20 protein-coding genes are annotated in these 24,761 nt (G+C 67.8%); 4 read left to right on the forward strand and 16 right to left on the reverse strand.

Translation table 11 applies throughout. The features are described from left to right. Positions 1-6: 6 nt before the first annotated feature. The 5 genes from ICN82_RS00705 to dld form a co-directional block, all read right to left on the reverse strand. Positions 7-378 carry a hypothetical protein gene (locus ICN82_RS00705; RefSeq protein WP_193178898.1) on the reverse strand — a complete coding sequence of 124 codons (372 nt, stop codon included), beginning with the start codon at positions 376-378 and terminating at the stop codon, positions 7-9. A gap of 392 nt (positions 379-770) precedes the next feature. Continuing rightward, positions 771-2,810 (reverse strand): dihydrolipoyl dehydrogenase, encoded by a 2,040-nt coding sequence (lpdA, locus tag ICN82_RS00710; protein WP_193178899.1) that lies wholly within the window; start codon positions 2,808-2,810, stop codon positions 771-773. A 12-nt stretch (positions 2,811-2,822) separates the two neighbouring features. Further along, positions 2,823-4,088 carry a dihydrolipoyllysine-residue acetyltransferase gene (aceF, locus tag ICN82_RS00715; protein WP_193178900.1) on the reverse strand — a complete coding sequence of 422 codons (1,266 nt, stop codon included), beginning with the start codon at positions 4,086-4,088 and terminating at the stop codon, positions 2,823-2,825. A 24-nt stretch (positions 4,089-4,112) separates the two neighbouring features. Beyond that, on the reverse strand, positions 4,113-6,770 hold the full coding sequence (gene aceE / locus ICN82_RS00720; RefSeq protein ID WP_193178901.1) for a pyruvate dehydrogenase (acetyl-transferring), homodimeric type: 2,658 nt from the start codon (positions 6,768-6,770) through the stop codon (positions 4,113-4,115). Between the two features lie 301 nt (positions 6,771-7,071). Further along, positions 7,072-8,781 carry a D-lactate dehydrogenase gene (dld, locus tag ICN82_RS00725; RefSeq protein ID WP_193178902.1) on the reverse strand — a complete coding sequence of 570 codons (1,710 nt, stop codon included), beginning with the start codon at positions 8,779-8,781 and terminating at the stop codon, positions 7,072-7,074. 151 nt (positions 8,782-8,932) lie between these two features. Here dld and ICN82_RS00730 point away from each other — a divergent pair, with 151 nt between their 5' ends. The 3 genes from ICN82_RS00730 to ICN82_RS00740 all read left to right on the forward strand — a co-directional run bounded on the left by ICN82_RS00730 (position 8,933) and on the right by ICN82_RS00740 (position 11,312). Continuing rightward, complete coding sequence (locus ICN82_RS00730) at positions 8,933-9,544, forward strand: gamma-glutamylcyclotransferase family protein (RefSeq protein WP_193178903.1); 612 nt, start codon at positions 8,933-8,935, stop codon at positions 9,542-9,544. A gap of 9 nt (positions 9,545-9,553) precedes the next feature. Beyond that, positions 9,554-10,174, forward strand: coding sequence for a TIGR02466 family protein (locus ICN82_RS00735; RefSeq protein WP_193178904.1), 621 nt, complete (start codon positions 9,554-9,556; stop codon positions 10,172-10,174). 118 nt (positions 10,175-10,292) lie between these two features. Continuing rightward, positions 10,293-11,312, forward strand: a complete 1,020-nt coding sequence (locus ICN82_RS00740) for an LLM class flavin-dependent oxidoreductase (RefSeq protein ID WP_193178905.1) — start codon at positions 10,293-10,295, stop codon at positions 11,310-11,312. A 12-nt stretch (positions 11,313-11,324) separates the two neighbouring features. On the opposite strand, the gene ICN82_RS21440 is transcribed toward ICN82_RS00740, so the two are convergent. Further along, on the reverse strand, positions 11,325-16,430 hold the full coding sequence (locus ICN82_RS21440) for a PAS domain-containing protein (protein ID WP_193178906.1): 5,106 nt from the start codon (positions 16,428-16,430) through the stop codon (positions 11,325-11,327). Positions 16,431-16,552: 122 nt separating this feature from the next. Beyond that, positions 16,553-18,016, reverse strand: coding sequence for an aldehyde dehydrogenase family protein (locus tag ICN82_RS00750; protein ID WP_193178907.1), 1,464 nt, complete (start codon positions 18,014-18,016; stop codon positions 16,553-16,555). Positions 18,017-18,268: 252 nt separating this feature from the next. On the opposite strand from ICN82_RS00750, the gene ICN82_RS00755 reads away from it, so the two are divergent. After that, positions 18,269-19,381, forward strand: a complete 1,113-nt coding sequence (locus ICN82_RS00755) for an aminotransferase class I/II-fold pyridoxal phosphate-dependent enzyme (RefSeq protein WP_193178908.1) — start codon at positions 18,269-18,271, stop codon at positions 19,379-19,381. A gap of 214 nt (positions 19,382-19,595) precedes the next feature. Here ICN82_RS00755 and rplP read toward each other — a convergent pair whose 3' ends face one another. From rplP to rpsJ, 9 genes are all read right to left on the reverse strand, one after another. After that, positions 19,596-20,009 (reverse strand): 50S ribosomal protein L16, encoded by a 414-nt coding sequence (gene rplP, locus ICN82_RS00760; RefSeq protein WP_138468560.1) that lies wholly within the window; start codon positions 20,007-20,009, stop codon positions 19,596-19,598. A gap of 11 nt (positions 20,010-20,020) precedes the next feature. Beyond that, entirely contained in the window at positions 20,021-20,752 is a 732-nt protein-coding gene (gene rpsC / locus ICN82_RS00765; RefSeq protein ID WP_193178909.1) for a 30S ribosomal protein S3, read from the reverse strand. Further along, entirely contained in the window at positions 20,752-21,132 is a 381-nt protein-coding gene (gene rplV / locus ICN82_RS00770; RefSeq protein WP_193178910.1) for a 50S ribosomal protein L22, read from the reverse strand. The genes rpsC and rplV overlap by 1 nt, the downstream gene beginning before the upstream one ends. 3 nt (positions 21,133-21,135) lie before the next feature. Beyond that, the gene (gene rpsS / locus ICN82_RS00775; protein ID WP_193178911.1) at positions 21,136-21,414 is read right to left on the reverse strand and encodes a 30S ribosomal protein S19; all 279 of its coding nucleotides are present in this window, start codon (positions 21,412-21,414) and stop codon (positions 21,136-21,138) included. 3 nt (positions 21,415-21,417) lie between these two features. Next, complete coding sequence (gene rplB, locus ICN82_RS00780; protein ID WP_193178912.1) at positions 21,418-22,260, reverse strand: 50S ribosomal protein L2; 843 nt, start codon at positions 22,258-22,260, stop codon at positions 21,418-21,420. Between the two features lie 283 nt (positions 22,261-22,543). After that, positions 22,544-22,840, reverse strand: a complete 297-nt coding sequence (locus ICN82_RS00785; protein WP_193178914.1) for a 50S ribosomal protein L23 — start codon at positions 22,838-22,840, stop codon at positions 22,544-22,546. Further along, on the reverse strand, positions 22,837-23,457 hold the full coding sequence (rplD, locus tag ICN82_RS00790) for a 50S ribosomal protein L4 (RefSeq protein ID WP_193178915.1): 621 nt from the start codon (positions 23,455-23,457) through the stop codon (positions 22,837-22,839). Before rplD ends, ICN82_RS00785 begins: the two co-directional genes overlap by 4 nt. Next, a complete protein-coding gene (gene rplC, locus ICN82_RS00795) occupies positions 23,457-24,188 on the reverse strand; it encodes a 50S ribosomal protein L3 (protein ID WP_193178917.1) in 732 nt (243 codons plus the stop codon). The genes rplD and rplC overlap by 1 nt, the downstream gene beginning before the upstream one ends. 14 nt (positions 24,189-24,202) lie before the next feature. Continuing rightward, positions 24,203-24,511: a 30S ribosomal protein S10 gene (gene rpsJ, locus ICN82_RS00800; protein WP_108261210.1), complete on the reverse strand. Its 309-nt coding sequence runs from the start codon at positions 24,509-24,511 to the stop codon at positions 24,203-24,205. Between the last annotated feature and the right edge of the window lie 250 nt (positions 24,512-24,761).

Below are 24,761 nucleotides of genomic sequence, written 5' to 3' on the forward strand. Positions count from 1 at the left end.
CCCGGTTCAGCCCAGCCGGTTGAGCCCCTCCCCCGTCAGGATCGTCACCCTCGGGGTGATGACCCCTTCCGGCCCCGGCGCCGCGGTGACCTGAAAGGTCGCGCCGCTGTCATGATGCCGTCCAGAAATCGGGTCGTCATAGTCGAGCAGAATGTTGATCGCGGTTCTGCAGGCCCCGTCTTCTTCCTGAAAAAGCGAAACGCGTGCGGCATGAAAAAAGGTTTCGCCGCCCGGCGGCAGCACGCCTGAATCGGCACCGCCGCCGTGACCGAATACCAGCGGTTCGCCGCGCGTGATCCTCTTGGGCTGAACGGACCGGACGATATTCACCGCAGGCGCATGCCCCACGTTCCGCGCCCTCAGTTCCACCTCGACCACCGCCTGTCCCGCCACTTCCGTCAGGCGGCATGCCGGCAGCGGAACGACCAGCCGGGGGGCGCATCTGGTTCCGCCCGATCTCCCGTGTCGCGGAGAATGTTTCCTCGCTCACCCGCAAGGTCCAGGCCACGAATGCCACAGCCATCGCGCTGACCAGCGCCGGGGCCACGCCGACCAGGGCCGTGATCCAGTCGGTCACCGTGTCCTGCCCGCCGACCGGCAGGATGCCCAGATGCACGAGGACCAGCGTCGTCCCCCCGATCCCCGCGACCGGACCGAGGCAGACCCCGTTGCGTTGATCCTTCCATCCCTTCATGGCCTCGCCTTTCCCCTGCCGGACATGAAAACGCGCGCCCGGGGGCGCGCGTCAAGCATTGCCAAAGCGAGGAAGCTCAGTGCTTCTTCTTCTTCGGCGGCATCAGGTCGGTGATCGTGCCCTCGAACATCTCGGCGGCGAAATTCAGCGTCTCCGACAGGGTCGGGTGGGCATGGATCGTGTGGCCCAGATCGACCGCATCCGCGCCCATCTCGATGGCCAGGGCGGCCTCCGCGATCAGGTCGCCCGCATTGGTCCCGACGATGCAGGCGCCGATGACGCGCTGGTCCTCGGGGTTGAAAAGCAGCTTGGTCATGCCCTCGGAGCGCCCGTTCGACAGCGCCTTGCCCGAGGCCGCCCAGGGGAAGACGCCCTTCTCATAGGCGATGCCCTTGGCCTTGGCTTCGGTCTCGGTCAGACCGCACCAGGCGACTTCCGGGTCGGTATAGGCCACCGACGGGATCAGCCGCGCGTCGAACCAGCGGTTCTCGCCGGCGCAGACCTCGGCCGCGACCTTGCCCTCATGCACCGCCTTGTGGGCCAGCATCGGCTGGCCGACCACGTCGCCGATGGCGAAGATATGGGCAACGCCGGTGCGCTGCTGCTTGTCGACCGGGATGAAGCCCCGCTCGTCCACCAGGACCCCCGCCTTCTCGGCATCGATCAGCTTGCCGTTGGGACGGCGGCCGACCGCGACCAGCATCATGTCGAACGTGTCCTCGAAGGTCTTGCCATCGGCGCCCTCGAAGGTGACTTTCAGCCCCTTCTTCTGCGCCTCGACATTGGTGACCTTGGTCTTGAGGAAGACATTCTCGTAGCGCCCGCCGATGCGGGTGGCCAGCGGCTTGACGATGTCCTTGTCGGCGCCGGGGATGATCTGGTCCATGAATTCCACGACCGTGATCTTCGCCCCGAGCGCGTCATAGACGCAGGCCATCTCCAGCCCGATGATGCCGCCGCCCAGCACCAGCATCCGCTTGGGGATCTCGCGCAGCTCCAGCGCGCCGGTGCTGTCGACGATGCGCGGATCGTCCTTGGGAATGAACGGCAGGCTCACCGGCTCGGACCCGGCCGCGATGATGCACTGGTCGAAGCTGACCGTCTTGGTCCCGTCCTCGCCCGCGACCTCGATCATGTTGGGCCCGGTGAACTTGCCCATGCCGCGCACGACCTCGACCTTGCGCGCCTTGGACAGGCCGGTCAGCCCGCCGGTCAGCTGGCCGACCACCTTGTCCTTGAAGGCGCGGACCTCGTCGAGGTTGATCTTCGGCTTGGCGAAGCTGACGCCATGGGCGCCCATCTCCTCGGCCTCGGTGATCACCTTGGCGACATGCAGCAGCGCCTTCGACGGGATGCAGCCCACGTTCAGGCAGACCCCGCCCAGCACCGGATCCTTCTCGATCAGGATCACCTTCTTGCCCAGGTCGGCTGCCCGGAAGGCCGCCGTGTAGCCGCCGGGGCCGGAGCCCAGAACGACCACCTCGGCATGCAGGTCGCCCTTGCCCGAGGCGCTGCCGGTGGCGGCGACGGCGGCAGGCGCCGCCGGCGCAGCCGCGGCCTTGGGCGCCTCGACGGCGCCCGAGGACGCGCCCCCCTCGCCTTCCAGCACCATGATCAGCGACCCTTGCGAGACCTTGTCGCCCTCGGCGACCTTGATCTCCTTGACGGTGCCGGCGGACGGGGACGGCACTTCCATCGTCGCCTTGTCGGATTCCAGCTCGATCAGCGCATCCTCGGCGGCGACCGTGTCGCCCACCGAGACCAGCACCGAGACCACCGGAACGTCGTCGAAATCGCCGATATCCGGCACGGTCACGTCGATCGTGCCGCCGCCTGCGGATTTCGCCTCCGGCGCGGCCGGGGCCTCGGACGGCGCCGCCTCGGCGCCTTCGGCCTCGAGGACGATGATGAGAGTGCCTTCCGACACCTTGTCGCCCTCGCCCACCTTGATCTCGGCGACCTTGCCGGCCGCCGGGGACGGCACTTCCAGCGTGGCCTTGTCGGATTCCAGCTCGATCAGCGGATCCTCGGCGGCGACCACGTCGCCCACCGAGACCAGGACCGACACCACGGGCACATCGGTGAAATCACCGATATCGGGTACTTTGACATCCATCGGGACTTCTCCTTACCACATCAGCTTGCGCATGTCGCCCAGCAGCGTCTTCAGCGTCACGCAGAAGCGGGCTGCCAGCGCGCCGTCGACGGCCCGGTGGTCATAGGACAGCGACAGGGGCTGCATCAGGCGCGGCACGAATTCCGAGCCGTTCCAGACCGGCGCCATCTTCGAGCGGGTCAACCCGAGGATCGCGACTTCCGGCGCATTGACGATCGGCGTGAAGGAGGTGCCGCCGATACCGCCCAGCGACGAGATGGTGAAGGTCGCGCCCGACATGTCGCCGCCCTTCAGCTCGCCCTTGCGGGCCTTGCCGGACAGCTCCATCAGGTCCTTGGAGATCTCGACCAGGCCCTTGCGGTCGGCATCCTTGATCACCGGCACGACAAGCCCGTTCGGCGTGTCGGCGGCAAAGCCGATATTGTAGAAGTTCTTCTTGATCAGCTTGTCGCCATCGGGATGCACCGAGGAGTTCAGCTCCCAGTGTTCCTTCAGCGCCGAGACCGAGGCCTTGATCACGAAGGACAGCAGGGTCACGCGATAGCCGTTCTCCTTGGCCATCGTGTCCATTTCCTTGCGGTACTTGTCCAGATCGGTGATGTCCGCCTCGTCATTATGCGTGACGGCCGGGACATTCAGCCAGGAGCGGTGCAGCGCCGGGCCCGAGATCTTCTTGATCCGGGACATCTCCACGTTCTCGACGGGGCCGAATTTCGAGAAATCGACCGCCGGGACCGGCGGGATGCCCATGCCGCCCGAGACCGCGCCGCCCTTGGCAGGCGCCGCCGGGGCGGCCGCCTTCAGCGCCTTGGCGATGTCCTCGCGCAGGATGCGGCCCTTGCGGCCGGTGCCGTTCACCTTGGCCAGGTCCACGCCGACCTGCCGGGCGAAGGCCCGGACCGAGGGCGAGGCATGGGCCTTGGAGAACCCGCTATCGGTGACCGAGGCCGGGGCGGCGGCGGGGGCCGCCTTGGGCGCCTCCGCCTTGGGGGCCTCGGCTTTCGGGGCCTCCGCCTTCGGCTCTTCCTTGGCGGCCGGGGCCTCCGCGCCGTCCAGGATGATGATCAGCGATCCCTCGGACACGGTGTCGCCTTCGGAGACCTTGATCTCCTTGACGGTGCCTGCCGCGGGGGACGGGACTTCCAGGGTCGCCTTGTCGGATTCGAGTTCCAGCAGGGCGTCTTCCTCGGCCACGGTGTCGCCGACGGCGACCAGGATGCTCACCACCGGAACATCCTTGAAATCGCCGATATCCGGAACCTTAACTTCGATTGCCATAGTCATGTCTCCTCGTCCGCCGCCTTACACCAGGCGCGGGTTCGGCTTTTCGCCGTCGATCTCGTACTTCTTCAGCGCCTTCTCGAGCTGAGCCTTGGTCACGTCGCCCGCCTTGTAGAGGTCCACCATGGCGGCGGCGGCGATGTGATTGGCATCGACCTCGAAGAACCGGCGCAGGTTGACCCGGCTGTCCGAGCGGCCGAAGCCGTCAGTGCCCAGAACCGTGAAGCTGCGGCCCTCGGGGACGAAGCCGCGGATCTGCTCGGCATAGTTCTTCATGTAGTCGGTGGCCGAGATGATCGGACCGGTGGATTTGCCCAGCTGCTCGGTGACGAAGGGCACCTTCGGCTCCGCCAGCGGGTTCAGGCGGTTCCAGCGCTCCGCATCCTGCCCGTCCCGGGCCAGTTCGTTGTAGCTGGTTGCCGACCAGATCTCCGCGGTGACGCCGAAATCTTCCTGCAGCATCTCCGCCGCCTTGATCGCCTGCACCAGGATCGTGCCCGAGCCCATCAGCGTGACATGCTTCTTGCCCGGCTTGGCCACATCCTTGAGCTTGTACAGCCCCTTGATGATGTCGCCTTCCACGCCCATCGGCATGTCGGGATGGCTGTAGTTCTCGTTCATCAGCGTGAGGTAGAAGAACACGTCCTCCTGGTCCTCGTACATCCGCTTCAGCCCGTGCTGCACGATCACCGCGACCTCGTGCTGGAAGGTCGGGTCATAGCTGATGCAGTTGGGGATGGTGCCGGCCAGGATGTGGCTGTGGCCGTCCTCGTGCTGCAGGCCTTCGCCGTTCAGCGTGGTGCGTCCCGCGGTGCCGCCCAGCATGAAGCCGCGGCAGCGGCTGTCGCCCGCGGCCCAGGCGAGGTCGCCGATCCGCTGGAAGCCGAACATCGAGTAGTAGATGTAGAACGGGATCATCGGCACGCCATGCACCGAATAGGAGGTCGCCGCGGCCATCCAGTCGGCCATGGCCCCCGCCTCGTTGATCCCTTCCTGCAGCACCTGGCCGTTGACGCTCTCCTTGTAGAACATCATCTGGTCGGCATCCTGCGGCGTGTAGTTCTGCCCCAGCGGGTTGTAGATCCCCACCGAACGGAACAGGCCCTCCATGCCGAAGGTGCGGCTTTCGTCCGGCACGATCGGCACGACCTGCTTGCCGATCTTCTTGTCGCGCAGCAGCGTCGTGAGGATCCGCACGAAGGCCATCGTGGTGGAAATCTCGCGCTCGCCGGTGCCCTTGAGTTCCTTGCCGAAGGCGTCGAGGCCGGGGATCTCCAGCTTGGGCGCGTCGTGATGGCGTTTCGGGAACTCGCCTCCCAGCGCCTTGCGGCGATCGGCCAGATAGGCCTTCTGGGCATTGTTCAGCTTGACGAAGGGCGCCTTGGGCAGATCCTCGTCGGTGACCGGGATCTCGAACCGGTCGCGCATCGCGCGAAGCTGGTCATCGGCCATCTTCTTCTGCTGGTGGGTGGTGTTCTGGCCTTCGCCGGCCGTGCCCATCCCGTAGCCCTTGACGGTCTTGACCAGAAGGCAGGTCGGCTGCCCCTCGACCTTGGTCGCGCGGTCGAAGGCGGTATAGACCTTCTGCACGTCATGGCCGCCGCGGCGCAGATCCCAGATCTGGTCGTCGGTCCAGTCCTCGACCAGCGCCGCCGTCTCGGGGTACTTGCCGAAGAAATGCTTGCGGATATAGGCGCCGTCCTTGGACTTGAAGGTCTGGTAGTCGCCGTCGATGGTTTCATCCATCAGCTGGCGCAGCTTGCCCGAAGTGTCCTTCTCCAGCAGCTCGTCCCAGCCGCGGCCCCACAGAAGCTTGATGACTTCCCAGCCCGCGCCGCGGAACGCGCCTTCGAGTTCCTGCACGATCTTGGAGTTGCCGCGCACCGGACCGTCCAGGCGCTGCAGGTTGCAGTTCACCACGAAGATCAGGTTGTCGAGCTTCTCGCGCGCGGCCAGGGAGATCGCGCCGAGGGACTCGGGCTCGTCCATCTCGCCATCGCCGAGGAAGCACCAGACCTTGCGGTCGGATTTCGGGATCAGCCCGCGGTTCTCCATGTATTTCATGAACCGCGCCTGGTAGATCGCGCAGAGCGGGCCGAGGCCCATGGAGACGGTCGGGAACTGCCAGTAATCGGGCATCAGCCACGGATGCGGATAGGAGCTGAGCCCGCCGCCATTGGCCTCGGAGCGGAACGCCTCGAGCTGCTCCTCGCTCAGGCGGCCTTCCATGAAGGAGCGCGCGTAGATGCCCGGCACGATATGGCCCTGGAAGAAGACCAGGTCGCCCAGGTTGGTGGCAGACCGGGCGCGCCAGAAATGGTTCAGACCGACATCGTAAAGCGCCGCCGAGGAGGCGAAGGATGCGATATGGCCGCCGTATTCGGAACTTTCCTTGTTCCGCCGCACCACGGTCGCCATGGCGTTCCAGCGGTTGATCGTGCGGATCCGCCATTCCATTTCAAGATCGCCCGGATAGTCGGGCTGGTCATCCACCGGGATGGTGTTCTGGTACGGCGTCGTCGCCGAGAAGGGCAGCATCGCGCCGGCGGCGCGGGCCTGCTGCACCGCCTTGTCCAGAAGGAAATGGGCACGATCCGCGCCGTCCCGCTCGATGACATCGGCAATCGCCTCCTGCCATTCCTGGGACTCGACCGGATCGATATCAGGCTGATCTTTCATGGAATCTCTTCCCGTGCATGAAGCACACCAAGAGACTCCGCGAAACCGGCTCCTCCCAGTGCTGTTTTCCCCCGGGACGGTATTGCGGAAACGGATGGGTTTCCAGCCCGGGCATTCAGATCGCGGCGGTTGTTTTCTTGCGCATTCCGGGTCGGCCCGTTATAAATGTTCTGCGCAAGAATGTTTCGCTCTTCGTCGTTGTTTTGCTGGCAATTCAAGGCACTAGGGGCCGAAGCCGACAGCGCTCTTTACCTACATGACAGATTTCCGGCCTGACACCCCCCTGACCGCATATCCGCCCTTACAGGGCTGCATGGCCACAATTATCTGTCCCGTAATGCTTGTCACGCGACATTTTTCCTATGCCCGGATTCATCGAATTCGTCGGATCGCAGTCCCGGTAATGGGCGGCAAGCGCCGGCTTGGCCCGATACAGGTGGCCGACATTGTGTTCGGCCGGGTATTCCGCGCCCCGCGCATCGAGGATCGCCAGCATCTCCTCCTTCAGGGCCTTCGCATCCACGCCCTTGCGCAGGATATAGTCCTGATGCAGCACATGGCACAGGAAATGCCCGTAATAGAGCCGGGCCACCAGTTTCTCGCCGATATGCGCGGGCAGCTGCTCCAGCCAGTCGCGGTCATTGCGGCGCAGCGCGATGTCCAGCGCCAGGATGTCCTCCACCTCCCCGGCATGGACATGGCCATAGCGCACCGCCGCCCCCGCCGCGGCGAAGCGGTGCAGCCCGGCAATCCTGGCCTCGCGCGGGGTGCAGGCGAAGAAACCGCCCTCCTGCCCGTCGAAGATCGCGGGCAGCAGCGCCTCCGCCTCGGCGATGCCGCCATCATGCATCTTCAGGATCAGGTGGTGTTCATAGCGGTCGCGCCAGTCGCGCAGCCGTTGCGGCAGATGCTCCGGCCAGAGCCGCGCCAGCCCCTGCATGAACCGGTCGGTGAGCCCGCGGGTCGGCCCCCATTTGTTCAGCCGCGCGTCGATCGCCCCCTTCAGCGCGAAGAACCCCGGCAGCCGGTCGGTCCCCAGCTTGTCGATCATCACCACCGTGTCCTTGCCGTAGACCGCCGAGATCTCGAAGACCTCGCGATGCATGTACTCGGCGGAAACCGGCAGCGTGCGGAATTCCGACAGGATGCGGCGGCGCAGCTCGGTCAGCTCGGCGGGATCGTTCGTGCCGACATAGAACACCTGCTCGGCGCCGTTGACCGGGTAGGTGTCCAGCCGCAGGGCAAAGACCGCCAGCTTGCCCGCGCAGCCCGCCGCCTCGTGGAGCCGGCGCGCATCGGCATTGAACCGCGCCGGGCTGTCGGCCTCCACGTCGCGCACCCGCGCCGCGTAATCGGTATCGGAGGCCTTGCGATTGGTCGGCGCGGGGCTGTCATGGTCGTAGCGCCCCGCCTCCAGCCGCGTCAGGATCTCCTCGGGCGTGTCGCCCAGGTCGAGGCCGAGATGGTTCACCAGCTCCAGCTCCCCCGCCGCGGTGATCCGCGCGAAGAGCGACAGCTCGGTATAGCTCGGCCCCCGCTCCACCAGCGAGCCGCCGGAACTGTTGCAGACCCCGCCGGTGATCGACGCGCCGATGCAGCTTGACCCAATCTCGGAATGCGGCCGCCGCCCCAGCGGTTTCAGCAGCTTCTCCAGCGAGAACAGCGTCGCGCCCGGAAAGCTGAGGATCTGCCGCCCGCCCTGCAGCGTGTGGATCGCGTCCATCCGGCTGGTGCTGAGGATCACCACGCCGCGCCCGTAGCGGCCCTTGGGCGTCGAGCCCTCCGTCAGCCCGGTATTGGCCGCCTGCAGGATGACGATCCGGTCGGCGGCGACGCAGGCCTGAAGCACCCGCCACTGCTCCAGCAGCGTGCCGGGACGCACCACGGCCAGCGCCTCGCCCTCGCCCGAGCGGAACCCCTTGCGGAACCGTTCCGTCGCCTTCTCGCCGGTCAGCACATGGCGGCGTCCGACCGCGCGGCGCAGCGCCTCCAGTAGGTCCTGATCGGTCATCGCGGGTCCTCCTTCGCAGCGCCCCGCGGGCGGCTGTTCCTGCCCCGCCTGTCGAACCAGACCGGCGCGCCTGCGTCAAGCGGGCTGCCGCCGCTGGCCCCGGGCCGCGCCTTGCGCGATACTGGCGCCGCAGCCAGTGGAGAACATGCCCATGACCACCCCGCCCGCATCCGCCACCGCCCTGCCCGGCTGGGTCTTCGGCTACGGCTCGCTGGTCAACCACCTCACCCATGACAGCCGTCCGCTGCGCCCGGCGCGGCTGCGCGGCTGGCGGCGGGAATGGTGCCTGACCGCGCTGCGCCCCGTGGCCTTCCTGTCGGTGCGCCCCGATCCGGGCGGGCGCATCGACGGGCTGGCGGCCGAGGTCCATCCCGATGCCTGGCCTGCGCTGGACCTGCGCGAACACGCCTATGACCGCCATGCGGCAGAGCTGGAAACCGCCCTGCCGGGACAGGCCGCGGTCTATGCCGTGGCCCCCCGGCACCGCGCCGCGGGCCCCGGCGGCGCCATCCTGCTGAGCTATCTCGACGTGGTGGCCGAAGGCTATGACCACCATTTCGGCGCGGCCGGGCTCGACGCCTTCTTCGCCACGACCGATGGCTGGGACCGGCCTGTCGCCGATGACCGCGCCGCGCCGCTCTATCCGCGCCACCGCGACGTGGCCGCCGGGCTGCGGGACAGGGTCGACGCGCATCTGGACCGGCTGGGCCTGTCCCCGTGTTCGGCGGAAATAACCCTCGCCAAAGCGGCGGGGCAGTTCTAGGAACCCCGCATGGCCCAGATCGATTCCCTCTTCGTCACCCGTCTCTACCGCGCCCGGCTGGCCGAACTCGGCCATGACATCGACCCGGACGAGCTGAGAGAGTCCTGCTATGTCATCGCCGAGGATGACGAGGCCGGCCAGGAATGGTGCGAGCAGAACGGCTATCCCGGCTACACCTCCTACGCCTCGCTGACCGACCTGCCCTGGCGGTTCCCCATCTTCGCCGAGATGAAGAAGGCGCTGGACGCCCATGTCGCGGCCTTTGCCGGGGACCTGGAATTCGATTTGGGCGAAGGCCGGCTGGAGCTGGAGGACCTGTGGATCAACATCCTCCCCGAGGGCGGCATGCATGCCTCGCACCTGCACCCGCATTCGGTGATCTCCGGCACCACCTATGTCGCCATGCCCGAGGGCGCCGCGGCGCTGAAGCTGGAGGATCCCCGCTCGGCCCGGATGATGGCCGCGCCGGCCCGGCGCAAGGATTGCCGCGCGGATCTGCGCACCTTCGTCTATGCCAAGCCCGCGGTCGGGGATGTCCTTCTGTGGGAAAGCTGGCTGCGCCACGAAGTGCCGATGAACCTCTCCGAGGAGGAACGCATCTCGGTCAGCTTCAACTACAAGTGGGTCTGACCGGCTGGGCTCTGGCGCAGACATCCTGCGCGCCCGGGAACAGACCCGGCCGCTGACGCGGGCCGCCCGGGCGATTATCTAGGGGACAAGCGGCGCCCGGCGCCAGAAAGGATGTCCCATGAAGAAGATCGGTTTCCTGTCCTTCGGCCACTGGAACCCCGAGCCCGGCTCGCCGCTGCGCTCGGCCGGCGAGATGCTGCGGCAGTCCATCGAGCTGGCCGTCGCCGCCGAGGGGCTGGGGCTGGACGGCGCCTATTTCCGCGTGCACCATTTCGCCCGGCAGATGGCCTCGCCCTTCCCGCTGCTGGCCGCCGTCGGCGCGCGGACCTCGCGGATCGAGATCGGCACCGGCGTCATCGACATGCGCTACGAGAACCCGCTCTACATGGTGGAGGATGCGGGCGCGGCCGACCTGATCTCGGGCGGGCGGCTGCAGCTTGGCCTGTCGCGCGGCTCGCCCGAACAGGTGATCGACGGCTGGACCCATTTCGGCTACCAGCCCGCCGAGGGCGAAAGCCCCGCAGACATGGCGCGCCGCCATGCGGAGGTCTTCCTGCAGATGCTGGAGGGCAAGGGCTTCGCCCGGCCGAACCCGCAGCCGATGTTCCCCAACCCGCCCGGCCTGCTGCGGCTGGAGCCGCAATCGCCGGGGCTGCGCGACCGCATCTGGTGGGGCGCGGGATCGGACGCGACCGCCGTCTGGGCGGCGAAGATGGGCATGCATCTGCAGAGTTCCACGCTGAAGGATGACGAGACCGGCGAGCCGTTCCACGTGCAGCAGGCCCGGCAGCTGCGCGCCTACAAGGCCGCCTGGGCGGAGGCGGGCCATGCGGGCGCGCCGCGCACCTCGGTCAGCCGCTCGATCTTCGCGATCACCAGCGATCTGGACCGCCGCTATTTCGGCCGCGGCGGCAAGGAGCGCGACCAGTTCGGATTCATCGAGAGCCAGCGCTCGGTCTTCGGCCGGTCCTACGCGGACGAACCCGATCGCCTGATCGAGCAGCTGGCCGCCGACGAAGCCATCGCCGAGGCCGATACGCTGCTGCTGACGGTGCCGAACATGCTGGGCGTCGATTACAACGCCCATGTGATCGAAAGCATCCTCACCCATGTCGCCCCGGCGCTCGGATGGCGCTGAGCGCGGCCGGGCTCAGGCGCTGCGCTGCGCGCCGCCGCGGCGCAGATAAGCGGCCAGCGCCTCCTCGCTGAGGGGGCGGGCGAAGGCATAGCCCTGCAGCATGTCGCAGCCCGCCTGGCGCAGCACGGCGACCTGGTCCTCGGTTTCCACGCCCTCGGCGATGGTCTCGATGCCCAGGGTCTCGGCGATCTCGACGATGGCGCGCAGCAGGTTGCGGGACCGGTGGCTGCGCGCCACCGGCATGACGATGCGGCGGTCGATCTTCAGGGCGTCGGGCGCGATCTCCATCAGCCCGATGATGGAGGCATGGCCCGAGCCGAAATCGTCGATCTCGATCTCGATCCCCGCCTCGCGGATCATGTCGACATGGTACTTGAACGCCTCGCTCTCCTCCTCGACCAGGATGGATTCCAGCAGCTCGAAGGCGACCTTGGTCTCGCCCGTGGCCAGCGACCGCGCCATGTCCACGACATCCGGGTCATGCATCCGCCCCGAACTGACATTGAAACTGATCTTGGGGATGACCAGCCCCGCCTGCCGCCAGCGCGCCAGCGCGCCGCCGGATTTCAGCATCATGATGCGGTCGATTTCCGGCACCAGCCGCAGCTGCTCGGCCACATGCATGAACTCCCCCGGCGCCAGCACGCCGCGGTCGGGATGGTTCCAGCGCAGCAGGGTTTCCACCCCCACGAGGCGGCCGTCGCGCGCCGAGACCTGCGGCTGGAAATAGGGGACGAATTCGTCGCGTTCCAGCGCGGCATGGATCTCGGCGGCCAGGCGGCGGTCATTCAGGATCCCCCGGTGCAGATCGGCCGTGAAGAACTCCATGCGGTTTCGCCCCGCCGCCTTGGCCTTGTAGAGCGCGGCATCCGCGAAGATCTGCAGCTCGGGCCCCAGCTGCGCCACGTCCCGGGCATAGGCGATGCCGAAACTCGCCCCGAACCGGCACAGTCGGCCGTCATAGGTCAGCGGTTCGGCGATGCGGGCCTGGATGCGCTCGACGATCTCGCGGGCGTTCTCCTCGGTCATGCCGGGGGCCAGCAGGACGGAAAACTCGTCCCCGCCGATGCGCGCGGCGAAATCCTCGCCGCGCAGGCAGGCGCGCAGAACCTGGGCCACCCGTGTCAGCACCAGGTCGCCCGCTTCGTGGCCCAGCGTGTCGTTGACATACTTGAAGTGATCCAGGTCGATCCGGATCAGCACGCAGCCGCGGCCGCCCGATCCGCGCGCCTCCTCCAGGCGGCGGGCCATCACATTGTCGAAATACCGCCGGTTCGGCAGGCCCGTCAGCCCGTCATGCAGCGCCTGGCGTTCGTTCTCGGCGCGCATCTTCTCGGCCAGGTCATGGGCATGGCGCAGCTCCGCCTCGCGCTCGACATCGGCCGTCACGTCATGGATCGCCCCGGTCCAGATGATCGTCCCGGCGGCATCCTTGCGCGGGATGGACGACCCGGCGAGCCAGATCAGCCCGCGATCGGGATGATGCAGCCGGAACCGCGCCCGCCATGGCGTCATGCTGCGCGCACTCTCGCGGGTGCTGGCCAGGATGCCCGGCAGATCCCCCGGATCGATCCGCCGGTAGACCTCGGCGGGGCTGGCCTCGGCCGCGCCGCCCGGCCATCCCATCAGGTCCTCGAAACGGCTGCTGACATAGCTGAAATCCTCGCTGCCATCGGGATGCTGGCGGAATTCGTACAGCCCCACGGGCGCGATGTCGGCGACGTTGCTCAGCCGCTCATGCGCGTGGCGCAGCTCGGCCGCGGCCTCCGCGGCGCGATGCTCCACCTCCAGGCGCTCGGTGATGTCCATGAGGTTGCCGTACCAGATCACGGCGCCATCCGCCTGCGCCGCGGCGCTGGCGCTGCACATCAGCCAGCGCAGGCCGCGCGCGGGGTGGAACAGGCTGAACCGCATCTCCGCCTGCCCGGCCGCGCCGGGGCGCGTGCCCCCGGCATCCCCCGCCCGGAACGTGGCCCATAATTCAGCGGCCTCGGGCCCGGGCAGGTTGCGCAAGGCCGCCTCTGCATCCTGCTGCAATTCCGCCATCCCGACGCCCAGCAGCTCCGGCAGCCGCGGCGTGCAATAGCGCCACTCGGCCCGGCCCTGCGGGTCCAGCCGCAATTCGAACAGCGCGCCGGGCGATTTCTCGGCGATGGTGTTCAGCCGCCGATGAACCTCGCCCAGCCTGGCATCGGCCTCGCGCGCGCGGCGCTCCGCCTCCAGCTGGTCGGTCACATCCAGCGTGTTGCCGTACCAGGTGACGGTCCCGTCGGGATTGGAATAGGGCAGCGCCTTGACCAGGATCCAGCGCAATCCGCGCTCCGGATGCAGGATGCGGTGCTGGTATTCGAAAGCCTCTCCGCCGCGCCGCGCCTGTTCCACCCGGCGTTGCGCCCCGGGCAGGTCCTCCGGCAGGATCGTGCTGTAGATGGCGCTCCCATCCGCGGCCAGTTCCTGCGGCGCGACCCCCATGATGTCCGGCAGGGCCGCGCTGAAATAGCGGAAGACCATGCGGCCCTCGGGATCGGTCTGGTACTCGAACAGCGCGCCCGGCGCGCGGTTGGCGAGGGCGTTCAGCCGCTCGACGGCTTCCTGTGCCTCGCGCACCGCCCGGTTCAGCCGCGCCTCGCTGTCCTTCTGGCTGTCGATATTGAAGATCGCCCCTGCCAACACGAAGGGCAGGCCCTCCGCGCTGCGGTCGATCTTGCGGGCCACGACGCGGTACCAGTGATAGCTGCCATCCTTGTGGCGCATGCGCGCGGCGCAGTCGAAGACATCGAGGCGATCGGCGAAAAGCGCCTCCATCCGCTCCACTGCCGGGCCCAGATCCTGCGGATGGTACAGCGCGCGCCAGCCTGCATCGGTGCAGGGAAACTCCCCCGGCTCGTAGCCCAGCTGCCGGTAGGTCAGGTCCGGCGCAACCCCGTCATCCAGCTCGGGATAGATCATGAAATGCCCGATCCGCCCCGCCTCCGAGGTGATGGCCATGACCTCCTGGCGCAGCAGCGCCACCGAGGTCGCCTCCTGCGCGGCGGCCAGGGCGGCGGCCAGCTCGCCCTCCTTCTGCTTCAGCGCGTCGATGCAGGTATGGGCGCCCGCGATGACCATGCCCTGCCCCGGTTCCGCCCCGCCCGCCCTGCGCCCGATCGAGCGGTGCCAGTGATAGCTGCCATCGCCATGGCGCAACCGCATCTCGATATCGAAAACGTCGGTACGGCCGCGCAGCAGCGCGATCAGGCCGCGCCGCGCGGCGGCCCTGTCCCCGGGATGGATGATCGCGTTCCACCCGGCGAAATCCGGGCGGAAGGCGTCGGGCGCATAGCCGAGCTGGCGGAAGCCCTCCGCCTCCATCCAGGCCGACCCCTCCTGCGGCGCGATCCGCCAGGCGCCCATCGCACCGCAGCGCGCGGCAATGCCCAGCATCTCGGCCGTGGCCTTGGCCGCCTTGCGGGCCGCCTCGGCATCCTCGAGCGCGGCGGCCAGCCGCGCCTCCGCCGCCTTGCGCGCGGAGATATCCACGAAGGCGCCGCAGACCATGCCGGGAAGCCCTCCGGCGACGGGCTCCACATGGCGGCCGACCGAGGTCACCCAGCGCCAGCCGCCATCCGCGTGGCGCAAGCGGAAATCCAGCGCCATTTCGCGCCCCTGGGCGAGAAGCGCGTCGAATCCCGCCTGCGCCGCCGGGCGGTCGCCGGGATGAACCAGGCCGATCAGGTCCGCCCGATGCAACCTGGTGCCCGGATCCAGCCCCAGGATCATTGCCAGATGGGTGCCGATCTCCTCCTCCCCGGTGGAGGGCACGGCATACCAGGGCACGACCCCCGCGCTTTCCGAGGCGATGCGCTGCAGCTGCAGCGTCCGCTTGGTGGCCAGCCGGGCGGACTCTGCCTCGTCGCGCGCCCCGCGCAGCGCCGCCTCCGCCTGCTTGCGCGCGGTGATGTCCATGGTGATCCCGCAGATCGCCAGCACATCCGGCCCCTCCCCGGCGGAGGCGGGCCGCTGCAGCGGCTGCGCCTCCGAGCTGAACCACAGCCAGCGCCCGTCGCGATGGCGCTTGCGGTAATCGACCGCGGCGCGCGGCAGGCTGCCCTCCACCAGCCCCGCCATCGCCGCCCGCACCGGCCCCAGATCCTCGGGATGGATGTCGTCCTGCATCTCCGAAAGGGGCTGCTCCAGCGCCGTGCCGGGATGCCCCAGCGCCGCGCGCGGCGGCATCGTATACTGCACCCGTCCCGTCGCCGGCGTGTAGTACCAGGCGACGACTCCGCCGAATTCGGTCGAGATGCGCAGCAATTCGGCGCTGCGCTCGGCCGCGTCGCGGGCGCTGCGCGCCGCGTCCAGCGTGTCGCGCAGCCGCGCCGCGGCGGTCTTGCGGCGGTCGATATCGACGAGGCTGCCGCAGATCACCGGCGCGTCTCCCCCGCCCTCCATCCGGCGCGAGGATGCCTCGAACCAGCGGAAATGCCCGTCGCGGAATCGCAGCCGCAGCTCGAACCGCACCTGGCGGCAGCGCCCGCGCAGCAGATCCTCGATCGCGCGGACCGCCGCGCCCAGATCCCCGGGATGGATCCGGGCCCGCAGCCAGGCCTTGTCCATCCCGCCCGGCGGCGGCGCATGGCCCAGCAGGGCGAAGACGCTTTCCGTCGCCCAGAGGCGCCGCGCCGCCATGTCGAGATACCACTGGCCGAGGCTGCCCGTTGCGGCGGCGGCATCCAGGATGCGGCCGTGTTCCGGGGCGGGCAGGCGGATCGTCTCCGCCCCGGTCGCGATCCGCATCTGCGGCAGCGGCCGCAGCCTCAGGATGACGCGGCCCTCCCCCGCCGGGTCGAGGTCGCAGGCGGCGAGGCCTTCGCTGCCGTCCTGCCGGCGGAAGGCCGCGCAGCAATCCTGGGGCGTCCCGTCGCGCAGGACCCGGTCCCGCGCCGCCGCCAGAACCGCGCCGAAGCCGCCGCCGCACAGATCGCCGGGCCGCCGGCCGCGCAGCGCAGCGACGCGGCAGCCAAGGAACCGGCCCATCGCGCGATTGGCAACCGCCACCTCGCCGCCGGGACCGATCAGACAGGCCGGCGCGGCCAGGCCCCTGACGACCCGGGCAGGTTCTTTCAGTCCCTCTTCCATACATATCCCAGCGCAGCCTGTGGCACCCGGCAAGGAATGATCGGAAATGACTAACCCGGCCTTGAGACCGGCCGGGTCGCTAAACTTGATCCTTCTTTCCCGCCCCGCGCGGGCCCGGAGCGCTAGAGGTCGATCAGCACGGTCTTGGTCCTGAGGCTGGACAGGTAGGCTTCGCGGCCGAGGTCCTTGCCCAGCCCGCTGGACTTCCAGCCGCCGGTCGGCAGGATGTGGTCGCGGGTGCGCCCGTAGCGGTTGACCCAGACGGTCCCCGCCTCCAGGCGGCGCGTCAGGCGCATCGCCCGGCCCAGATCGCGGGTGTAGAGCCCGGCGCAGAGCCCGTAGACCGGATGGGCCGCCAGCGCCATCGCCTCCTCTTCGGTGTCGAAGACCTGCAGCGTGGCGACAGGACCGAAAATCTCCTCGGTGATCGCCGGGCTGGCCGCGTCCACCCCGCCGATCAGCGTCGGCCGGTAGAAGCTGCCGGGCCGGTCGAAGCGGGTGCCGCCGCAGAGGATCTCCGCCCCCTGCGCGACCGCCGCGCCGACGATGCCGTCGATCCGCGCCAGCTGCTTTTCCGAGATGATCGGCGAGAACCCGGCCGGGTCCTCCCAGGTTGCGGCCGGGACGGGACGCGCGAAACGTTCCGCCAGCTTCGCGGCCAGCTCCTCGGCGATCTCCCGCTGGACCAGGATGCGCGAACCGGCCACGCAGAACTGCCCGGCATTGGGCAGGATGCCCTTCTCGAGACTGTCGAGCACCACATCCATATCGGCATCGGCAAAGACCAGCTGCGGAGATTTCCCGCCCAGCTCCAGCGTCATCGGCTTGATGCCGCTGCGCGCGACGGTCTCCATGATCTGCGACCCGGCCCGGGTCGAGCCAGTGAAGCTGACCTTGTCGATGCCGGGATGCGCCGTCAGCGCCGCCCCCGTCCCGGGCCCGTCGCCCAGCACGATATTGACCAATCCCGCCGGAATCCCCGCCTTCACCGACAGCGCGGCCATGGCCAGGGTCGAATAGGGCGTCATCTCGGAGGGTTTCAGCACGACCGCATTGCCCGCCGCCAGGGCCGGGCCCAGTTTCCAGGCGGCCATCGACAGGGGGAAGTTCCAGGGGGTGATGGCGCCGACGACGCCATGGGGCTGGGCCGAGATGAAGCCCATCTGGCTGTCCGCCGTGGGCACCAGCGTGCCGGCCTCCTTGTCGGCGAATTCGGCGAAGAACCGGATCTGCTCGGCGGTGGAGGCCACGTCCCCGGCCAGGGCCTGGGCGACCGGGCGGGAGGAGGCGACCGCCTCGATCCGGGCGATCTCGGCGCCGTTGGCCTCGATCAGGTCGGCCCAGGCATGCATCGCGCGGATGCGCGCCCGCGGCTGCCAGCCCGCCCAGCCCGAGGATTTCAGCGCGGCGCGGGCGGTCTCGACCGCGCGATCGACCAGCGCGGCATCCGCCTGCGGGATCGGCGGCAGGGCGCGGCCATCCGACGGCGCGGCAAGATCCAGGGCCGCCGCGCCGCGGACGAAATCGCCGCCGATGAAATGCGCGGCGGGCAGGGTCAGGGCGGCAGGGTCGAAAGCGAGGGTCATCATGCGCTCCGGTCTGGGGGTTGCGGTCCCCTTCCTCCTAGCCCCGCGCGGGCGCGGCGCCTATCGCCGGGCCGCGGCTGGTCCGGTGGAAAAGCCGCGGCTGGACCTAACCGGGAGGAGACCGCGCGCCCGGCTGCCTGCTGCTTGGGCAGAAGCCGCATCGGGGAGGCCCCGGCTCGGGGGCCGGGGCGGGGCAGGCTTGCCTTCCGCGGCGGGCTCTGCTCAATCATGTCTATACATAAGAGGACCGAGATGCCCGAAGACTCCCTCCTGCGCCCGGAGCTAGGCGCGCTCGCCCCCTATAATGCCGGTCTCACCATCGAGGAGATCGCCGCCCGTCCCGGCGTGACCCGCATCGCCAAGCTGGGATCGAACGAGAACCTCCACGGCGCCGCGCCCGGCGTCGCCGCCGCGCTGCGCGACGCGGCAGCGGCCACCCATCTGTATCCCGATCCGCAGGGGCGGCGGCTGGCGGCGCGGCTGGGCGAGGAACTGGGCGTGCCCCCCGGCTGGATCGTGCTAGGAGACGGTTCGGAGGATCTGCTGAACGTGATCGCGCGCGCCACGCTGCGCCCCGGCGACCGGGTGGTGGTCCTCTATCCCTCCTTCCCGCTGCACGAGGATTACGCGCGCATGATGGGCGCCGAGGTGATCCGCATCGGCCTGACCGCGGAGGGGCGCATCGACATCGATGCGCTGGCGGCGGCCATGGCCGCGCCGGTGCGCCTGGTGATGATCGCCAACCCGATGAACCCGGCGGGCGCCTGGCTTGACCCGGCGGCGCTGGACCGGGTGCTTGCCGCGCAGCGGCGCGACACGCTTCTGGTGATGGACGAGGCCTATGTCGAATACGCCGCCCATGGCGATTTCCGCTCGGCGGCGGAGAGCCTGACGGCGCATGACCGGCCGATGATCGTGCTGCGCACCTTCTCCAAGGCCTGGGGGCTGGCGGCGCTGAGGATCGGCTTCGGCGCGACCAACGATGCCGGGCTGCGGCGGGGACTGGACCTGGTGCGCACGCCCTTCAACACCAGCCACCTCGCGCAGGTCGCCGCGCTGGCCGCGCTCGAGGACCCGGCGCATATGGAGGCCGCGGTCGCCGCCACCGTCGCCGAGCGCGAGAAGCTGGCCGCGGCGCTGCGCGGACGCGGGCTCAGGGTCCTGCCCTCGCTGGGCAATTTCCTGTTCCTCGATACCGGCCGGCCCTCGGTCGACGTCGCGGCCGGGCTGCTGGATCACGGGGTGATCGTCAAGCCGTGGAAACAGCCGGGATACGAGAGCTGGCTGCGCGTCTCCATCGGTCTGCCCGAGGACAGCGCCCAGTTCCTCGCCGCGCTGCAGGCGGTCCTGGACCGGCCGGCCTGAGCCGCGCCGCCATTGCAGGCCTGCCCGGCGCGTTTCCGGCAAACGGCCGGGGCGCCACGCGGCGGGACCGAATGCGGGACAGGCGGGCCGCCCGGATCCGGACGTCGCTGACGGTTTGCCAGTCGCCCCGCGCCGCCGCCGAATGGCCGGGGACCCAAAGCAAAAGCCCCGCCGGATCGGCGGGGCTTTCGCAATTTCGGGGGCTCTGTGCCGCTTACCAGTCTTCGCGAACCACGACGCGGGTCTTGATCGGCAGCTTCATTGCGGCCAGACGCAGCGCCTCGCGGGCGGTTGCCTCCGGAACGCCTTCCAGCTCGAACATCACCCGGCCCGGCTTGACCTTGCAGGCCCAGTAATCGACCGAACCCTTACCTTTACCCATCCGGACTTCGGTGGGCTTGGAGGTGACGGGCAGGTCCGGGAAGATCCGGATCCAGACGCGGCCCTGACGCTTCATGTGACGCGTCATGGCACGGCGGGCGGCTTCGATCTGGCGGGCGGTGATGCGCTCGGGCTCCACCGCTTTCAGACCGTAGTGACCGAAGGCCAGGTCAGACCCGCCCTTGGCTTCGCCATGGATGCGGCCCTTGAACTGCTTGCGGAATTTCGTACGCTTTGGCTGAAGCATTGTCCTATTCCTTACCGGTCGTTGTCGCGGTTGCGACGACGATCACCACCGGCGCCGCGCGGGGACGGGCCGTCCTGCAGCTCCTGGGCCTTGCGATCGCGTGCGGACGGATCATGTTCCATGATCTCGCCCTTGAAGATCCAGACCTTGATGCCGATGATGCCGTAGGGCGTCATGGCTTCGGCGGTTGCGTAGTCGATATCGGCCCGCAGCGTGTGCAGCGGCACGCGGCCTTCGCGGTACCATTCGGTCCGTGCGATCTCGGCACCGCCCAGACGGCCGGCGACGTTCACGCGGATGCCCAGGGCACCCATGCGCATGGCATTCTGCACCGAACGCTTCATCGCGCGGCGGAAGGACACCCGGCGCTCCAGCTGCTGCGCGATGGACTCGGCAACCAGCTGGCCGTCGAGTTCCGGCTTGCGGACTTCGACGATGTTCAGGTGCAGTTCCGATGCGGTCATCGCGGCCAGCTTCTTGCGCAGGACTTCGATATCCGCGCCTTTCTTGCCGATGATGACGCCCGGGCGGGCAGTGTGAACGGTCACCCGGCACTTCTTGTGCGGGCGCTCGATGATCACGCGGCTGACGCCGGCCTGCTTGCATTCCTTCTTGATGAACTCGCGGATCTTGATGTCCTCGAGCAGAAGGTCGCCGTAGTCCTTCGTGTCCGCGTACCAGCGGCTGTCCCAGGTCCGGTTGACCTGAAGGCGCATGCCGATCGGATTGACTTTATGACCCATTAGGCTTGCTCCTCGACCTGGCGGACCTTGATGGTCAGTTCAGAGAACGGCTTCATGATCCGGCCATAGCGGCCGCGCGCCCGCGGGCGGCCCCGCTTCATGACGAGGTTCTTGCCGACGAAGGCTTCGGCCACGACGAGTTCATCCACATCCAGGTTGTGGTTGTTCTCGGCATTGGCGATCGCCGATTGCAGGCACTTCTTGACGTCGTTGGCGATCCGCTTCTCGGAGAAGGTCAGATCGGCCAGGGCCTTTTCCACCTTCTTGCCGCGGATCAGCTGCGCGACGAGGTTCAGTTTCTGCGGGCTGGTGCGAAGCATGCGGATTTTCGCCATTGCCTCGTTCTCAGCCACGCGGCGGGGATTCTTTTCCTTGCCCATGGCTTATTTCCGCTTCGCTTTCTTGTCCGCCGCGTGACCGTAATAGGTCCGGGTCGGAGAATATTCGCCGAATTTCTGGCCGATCATGTCCTCGGTGACGTTCACCGGGATATGCTTGTGACCGTTGTACACGCCGAAGGTGAGACCCACGAATTGCGGGAGAATCGTCGACCGGCGGGACCAGATCTTGATGACTTCGTTACGCCCGGAATCCCGGGACTTCTCGGCCTTCTTGAGGACATAAGCGTCCACGAAAGGCCCTTTCCAAACGGAGCGTGCCATGGATTAGCGGCCCTTCTTCTTGGCGTGACGCGAGCGGATGATGAGCTTCTGCGACGCCTTGTTGGTGTTGCGGGTGCGCATGCCCTTGGTGTCCTTGCCCCAGGGGGTAACCGGGGTGCGGCCACCGGAGGTGCGGCCCTCGCCACCACCGTGGGGGTGGTCGATCGGGTTCATGACGACACCGCGGACGGAGGGGCGGACGCCCTTGTGGCGCATGCGGCCGGCCTTGCCGAAGTTCTGGTTCGAGTTGTCAGGGTTCGACACGGCACCGACGGTGCACATGCATTCCTGACGGACCAGGCGCAGCTCGCCCGAGGACAGGCGGATCTGGGCATAGCCGCCGTCACGACCGACGAACTGGGCATAGGTGCCTGCGGCGCGGGCGATCTGGCCGCCCTTGCCGGGCTTCATCTCGATATTGTGGACGATCGTGCCGATCGGCAGACCCGAGAACGGCATCGCGTTGCCCGGCTTGATGTCCGCCTTGGCCGAAGCCACGACCTTGTCGCCGACAGCCAGACGCTGCGGGGCCAGGATGTAGGCCTGCTCACCGTCTTCGTAACGGATCAGCGCGATGAAGGCGGTCCGGTTCGGGTCGTATTCGATCCGCTCGACGGTTGCCGCCACATCGAATTTGCGACGCTTGAAATCGACGACGCGATAGAGGCGCTTGGCGCCACCGCCGCGACGGCGAGAGGTGATCCGTCCGGTGTTGTTCCGGCCGCCCGACTTGGTCAGACCCTCAGTGAGGGATTTGACCGGACGCCCTTTCCAAAGCTCCGAACGGTCGATCAGAACCAGCCCGCGCTGGCCAGGCGTCGTCGGTTTATACGACTTGAGTGCCATAGTTTCTGTCTTCCGTTGTTGAAGGGCCCTGCCGTGGCGAGGTCCCCGAAGTGAAGGCCCCCGGAGGTGCCCGAATTCAAAAACTGCGGCCCCGGAGCGAATCCGAGGCCGTTCAGGTCCGCCGCGTTTAACAGAGCGGTGACACCTCGTCCAGAGCTGTCGCGCGCATATCGCGGCACCGGGTCGCATTCCCGCGGCCCTGCCCCCGCCCCCGCCGCGAAAGCGGGCGGAAACGCAAGGGGCCCCCGCGATGCGGAGGCCCCTGCCTGACGGTCCGACCGGATCAGAGACCGGTGGAGACGTCGATCGTGTTGCCCTCTTCGAGGGTCACATAGGCTTTCTTGACGTCCTTGCGCTTGCCCAGCATGCCGCGGAAGCGCTTGACTTTGCCCTTGGTGATGGTGGTGTTGACCGCCTTCACCTTGACACCGAACAGGCTTTCGATCGCCTGCTTGACCTGCGGCTTCGTCGCGTCGATGGACACTTCGAAGACGACCGCGTTGGCCTCGGAGGCCATGGTGGCCTTCTCGGTGATGATCGGACGACGGATGACGTCGTAATGTTCCGGCTTCACGCTCATTTCAGGCGGGCCTCCAGAGCTTCGAGTCCTGCCTTCGTGACGACCAGGGTGTCACGCTTCAGGATGTCGTACACGTTGGCGCCCTGGCTCGGCAGCACATCGACACCTTCGATGTTGGCCGCGGCCTTGGCGAAGTTCTCGTTGACTGCCGCGCCGTCGATGACCAGCGCACGCTTCCAGCCGAGGTTCTTGACCGCCGCTGCAAGCAGCTTGGTCTTGGCTTCGGCCAGGTTGACGTCCTCAATCACGATCAGTTCGCCGGCCTTCCGCTTCGCGCTCAGCGCGTGCTTCAGGCCGAGCTTGCGGAATTTCTTCGGCAGATCGTGCTCGTGGCTGCGCGGGGTCGGACCCTTGTAGATACCACCCTTGCGGAAGATCGGTGCGTTGCGGTCGCCGTGACGGGCGCCGCCAGAGCCTTTCTGGCGCACGATCTTCTTGGTCGAGTAGCTGGTCTCGGACCGGGTCTTGACCTTGTGGGTGCCCTGCTGGAGGCGCGCACGCTGCCAGCGGACCACGCGGTGCAGGATGTCGGCACGCGGTTCCAGACCGAAGATGTCGTCGTTCAGATCGACTTCGCCGGCTTCACCCGCGTCGAGCTTGATAACGGGAGCTTTCATTATTCATTCCCTCCTTCGGCCGGAGCCTCGGCGGGGGCCTCAGCGGCCGGAGCTTCCGCAGCCTTCAGCGCGGCCGGGAACGGCACGCCCTCGGGCAGCTTCTTCTTGACGGCGTCCTTGACGGTGACCCAGCCACCCTTGGAGCCCGGCACGGCGCCCTTGACCATGATCAGGCCACGGTCTGCGTCGATGCGGACGACTTCCAGGTTCTGGGTGGTGACACGGGCGGCGCCCATGTGACCGGCCATTTTCTTGCCCTTGAACACCTTGCCCGGGTCCTGGCACTGACCGGTGGAGCCGTGCGAACGGTGCGAGATCGACACGCCGTGCGATGCACGCAGGCCGCCGAAATTGTGCCGCTTCATGGCACCGGCGAAACCCTTACCGATCGAGGTGCCCGACACGTCGACCTTCTGCCCGGCAATGTAATGCTCGGCAGAGATCTCGGAACCGACCTCGATGAGGTTCTCGGGGGCCACGCGGAATTCCACGAGCTTCCGCTTCGGCGCGACCGAGGCGGCGGTGAAGTGGCCACGCATCGCCTTGGAGACGCGCTTGACCTTGGCAGTGCCGGCGCCCAGCTGAACGGCGGAATAGCCGTCCTTGTCGGCGGTGCGCTGTGCAACCACCTGAAGGGCGTCGAGCTGAAGCACGGTCACCGGGATCTGGCGGCCGTCTTCCATGAACAGGCGGGTCATGCCCACCTTCTTCGCGATGATACCGGAGCGCATCGTCTATACCCTCCTTACACCTTGATCTCGACGTCGACGCCTGCAGCGAGGTCGAGCTTCATCAGCGCGTCCACGGTCTGCGGGGTCGGATCGACGATGTCGAGAAGGCGTTTATGCGTGCGGATCTCGAACTGGTCGCGCGACTTCTTGTCGACGTGCGGACCGCGGAGAACCGTGAATTTCTCGATCTTGTTCGGCAGCGGGATGGGCCCGCGAACCTGGGCGCCCGTGCGCTTGGCGGTATTGACGATCTCCTGGGTGCTGGCGTCCAGAACCCGGTAGTCAAACGCCTTCAGCCGGATGCGAATGTTTTGGCTTTGCATCGTTATCTGCTTTCGCGGCTAAGGAAACGAGAGGTGGAGCGCACATCATTATGCGCCCCACTTGCATTCCCGAAGGTCTTGGGGGTCGCGCCTTCTGGCGCGAAACGGGCAGATTCGCAAGGGCTTTCCGCCCCTTTGACGGCCCGGTCTTCAAAAAAAGGATGCGGGGCCGAAGCCCCGCATCCCCGCAAGAGTACCGATTACTCGATGATCTTGGAGACGACGCCTGCGCCGACGGTGCGGCCGCCTT

This window comes from Mangrovicoccus algicola (genome assembly GCF_014903745.1).
In the GTDB taxonomy this organism is placed as follows: domain Bacteria; phylum Pseudomonadota; class Alphaproteobacteria; order Rhodobacterales; family Rhodobacteraceae; genus Mangrovicoccus; species Mangrovicoccus algicola.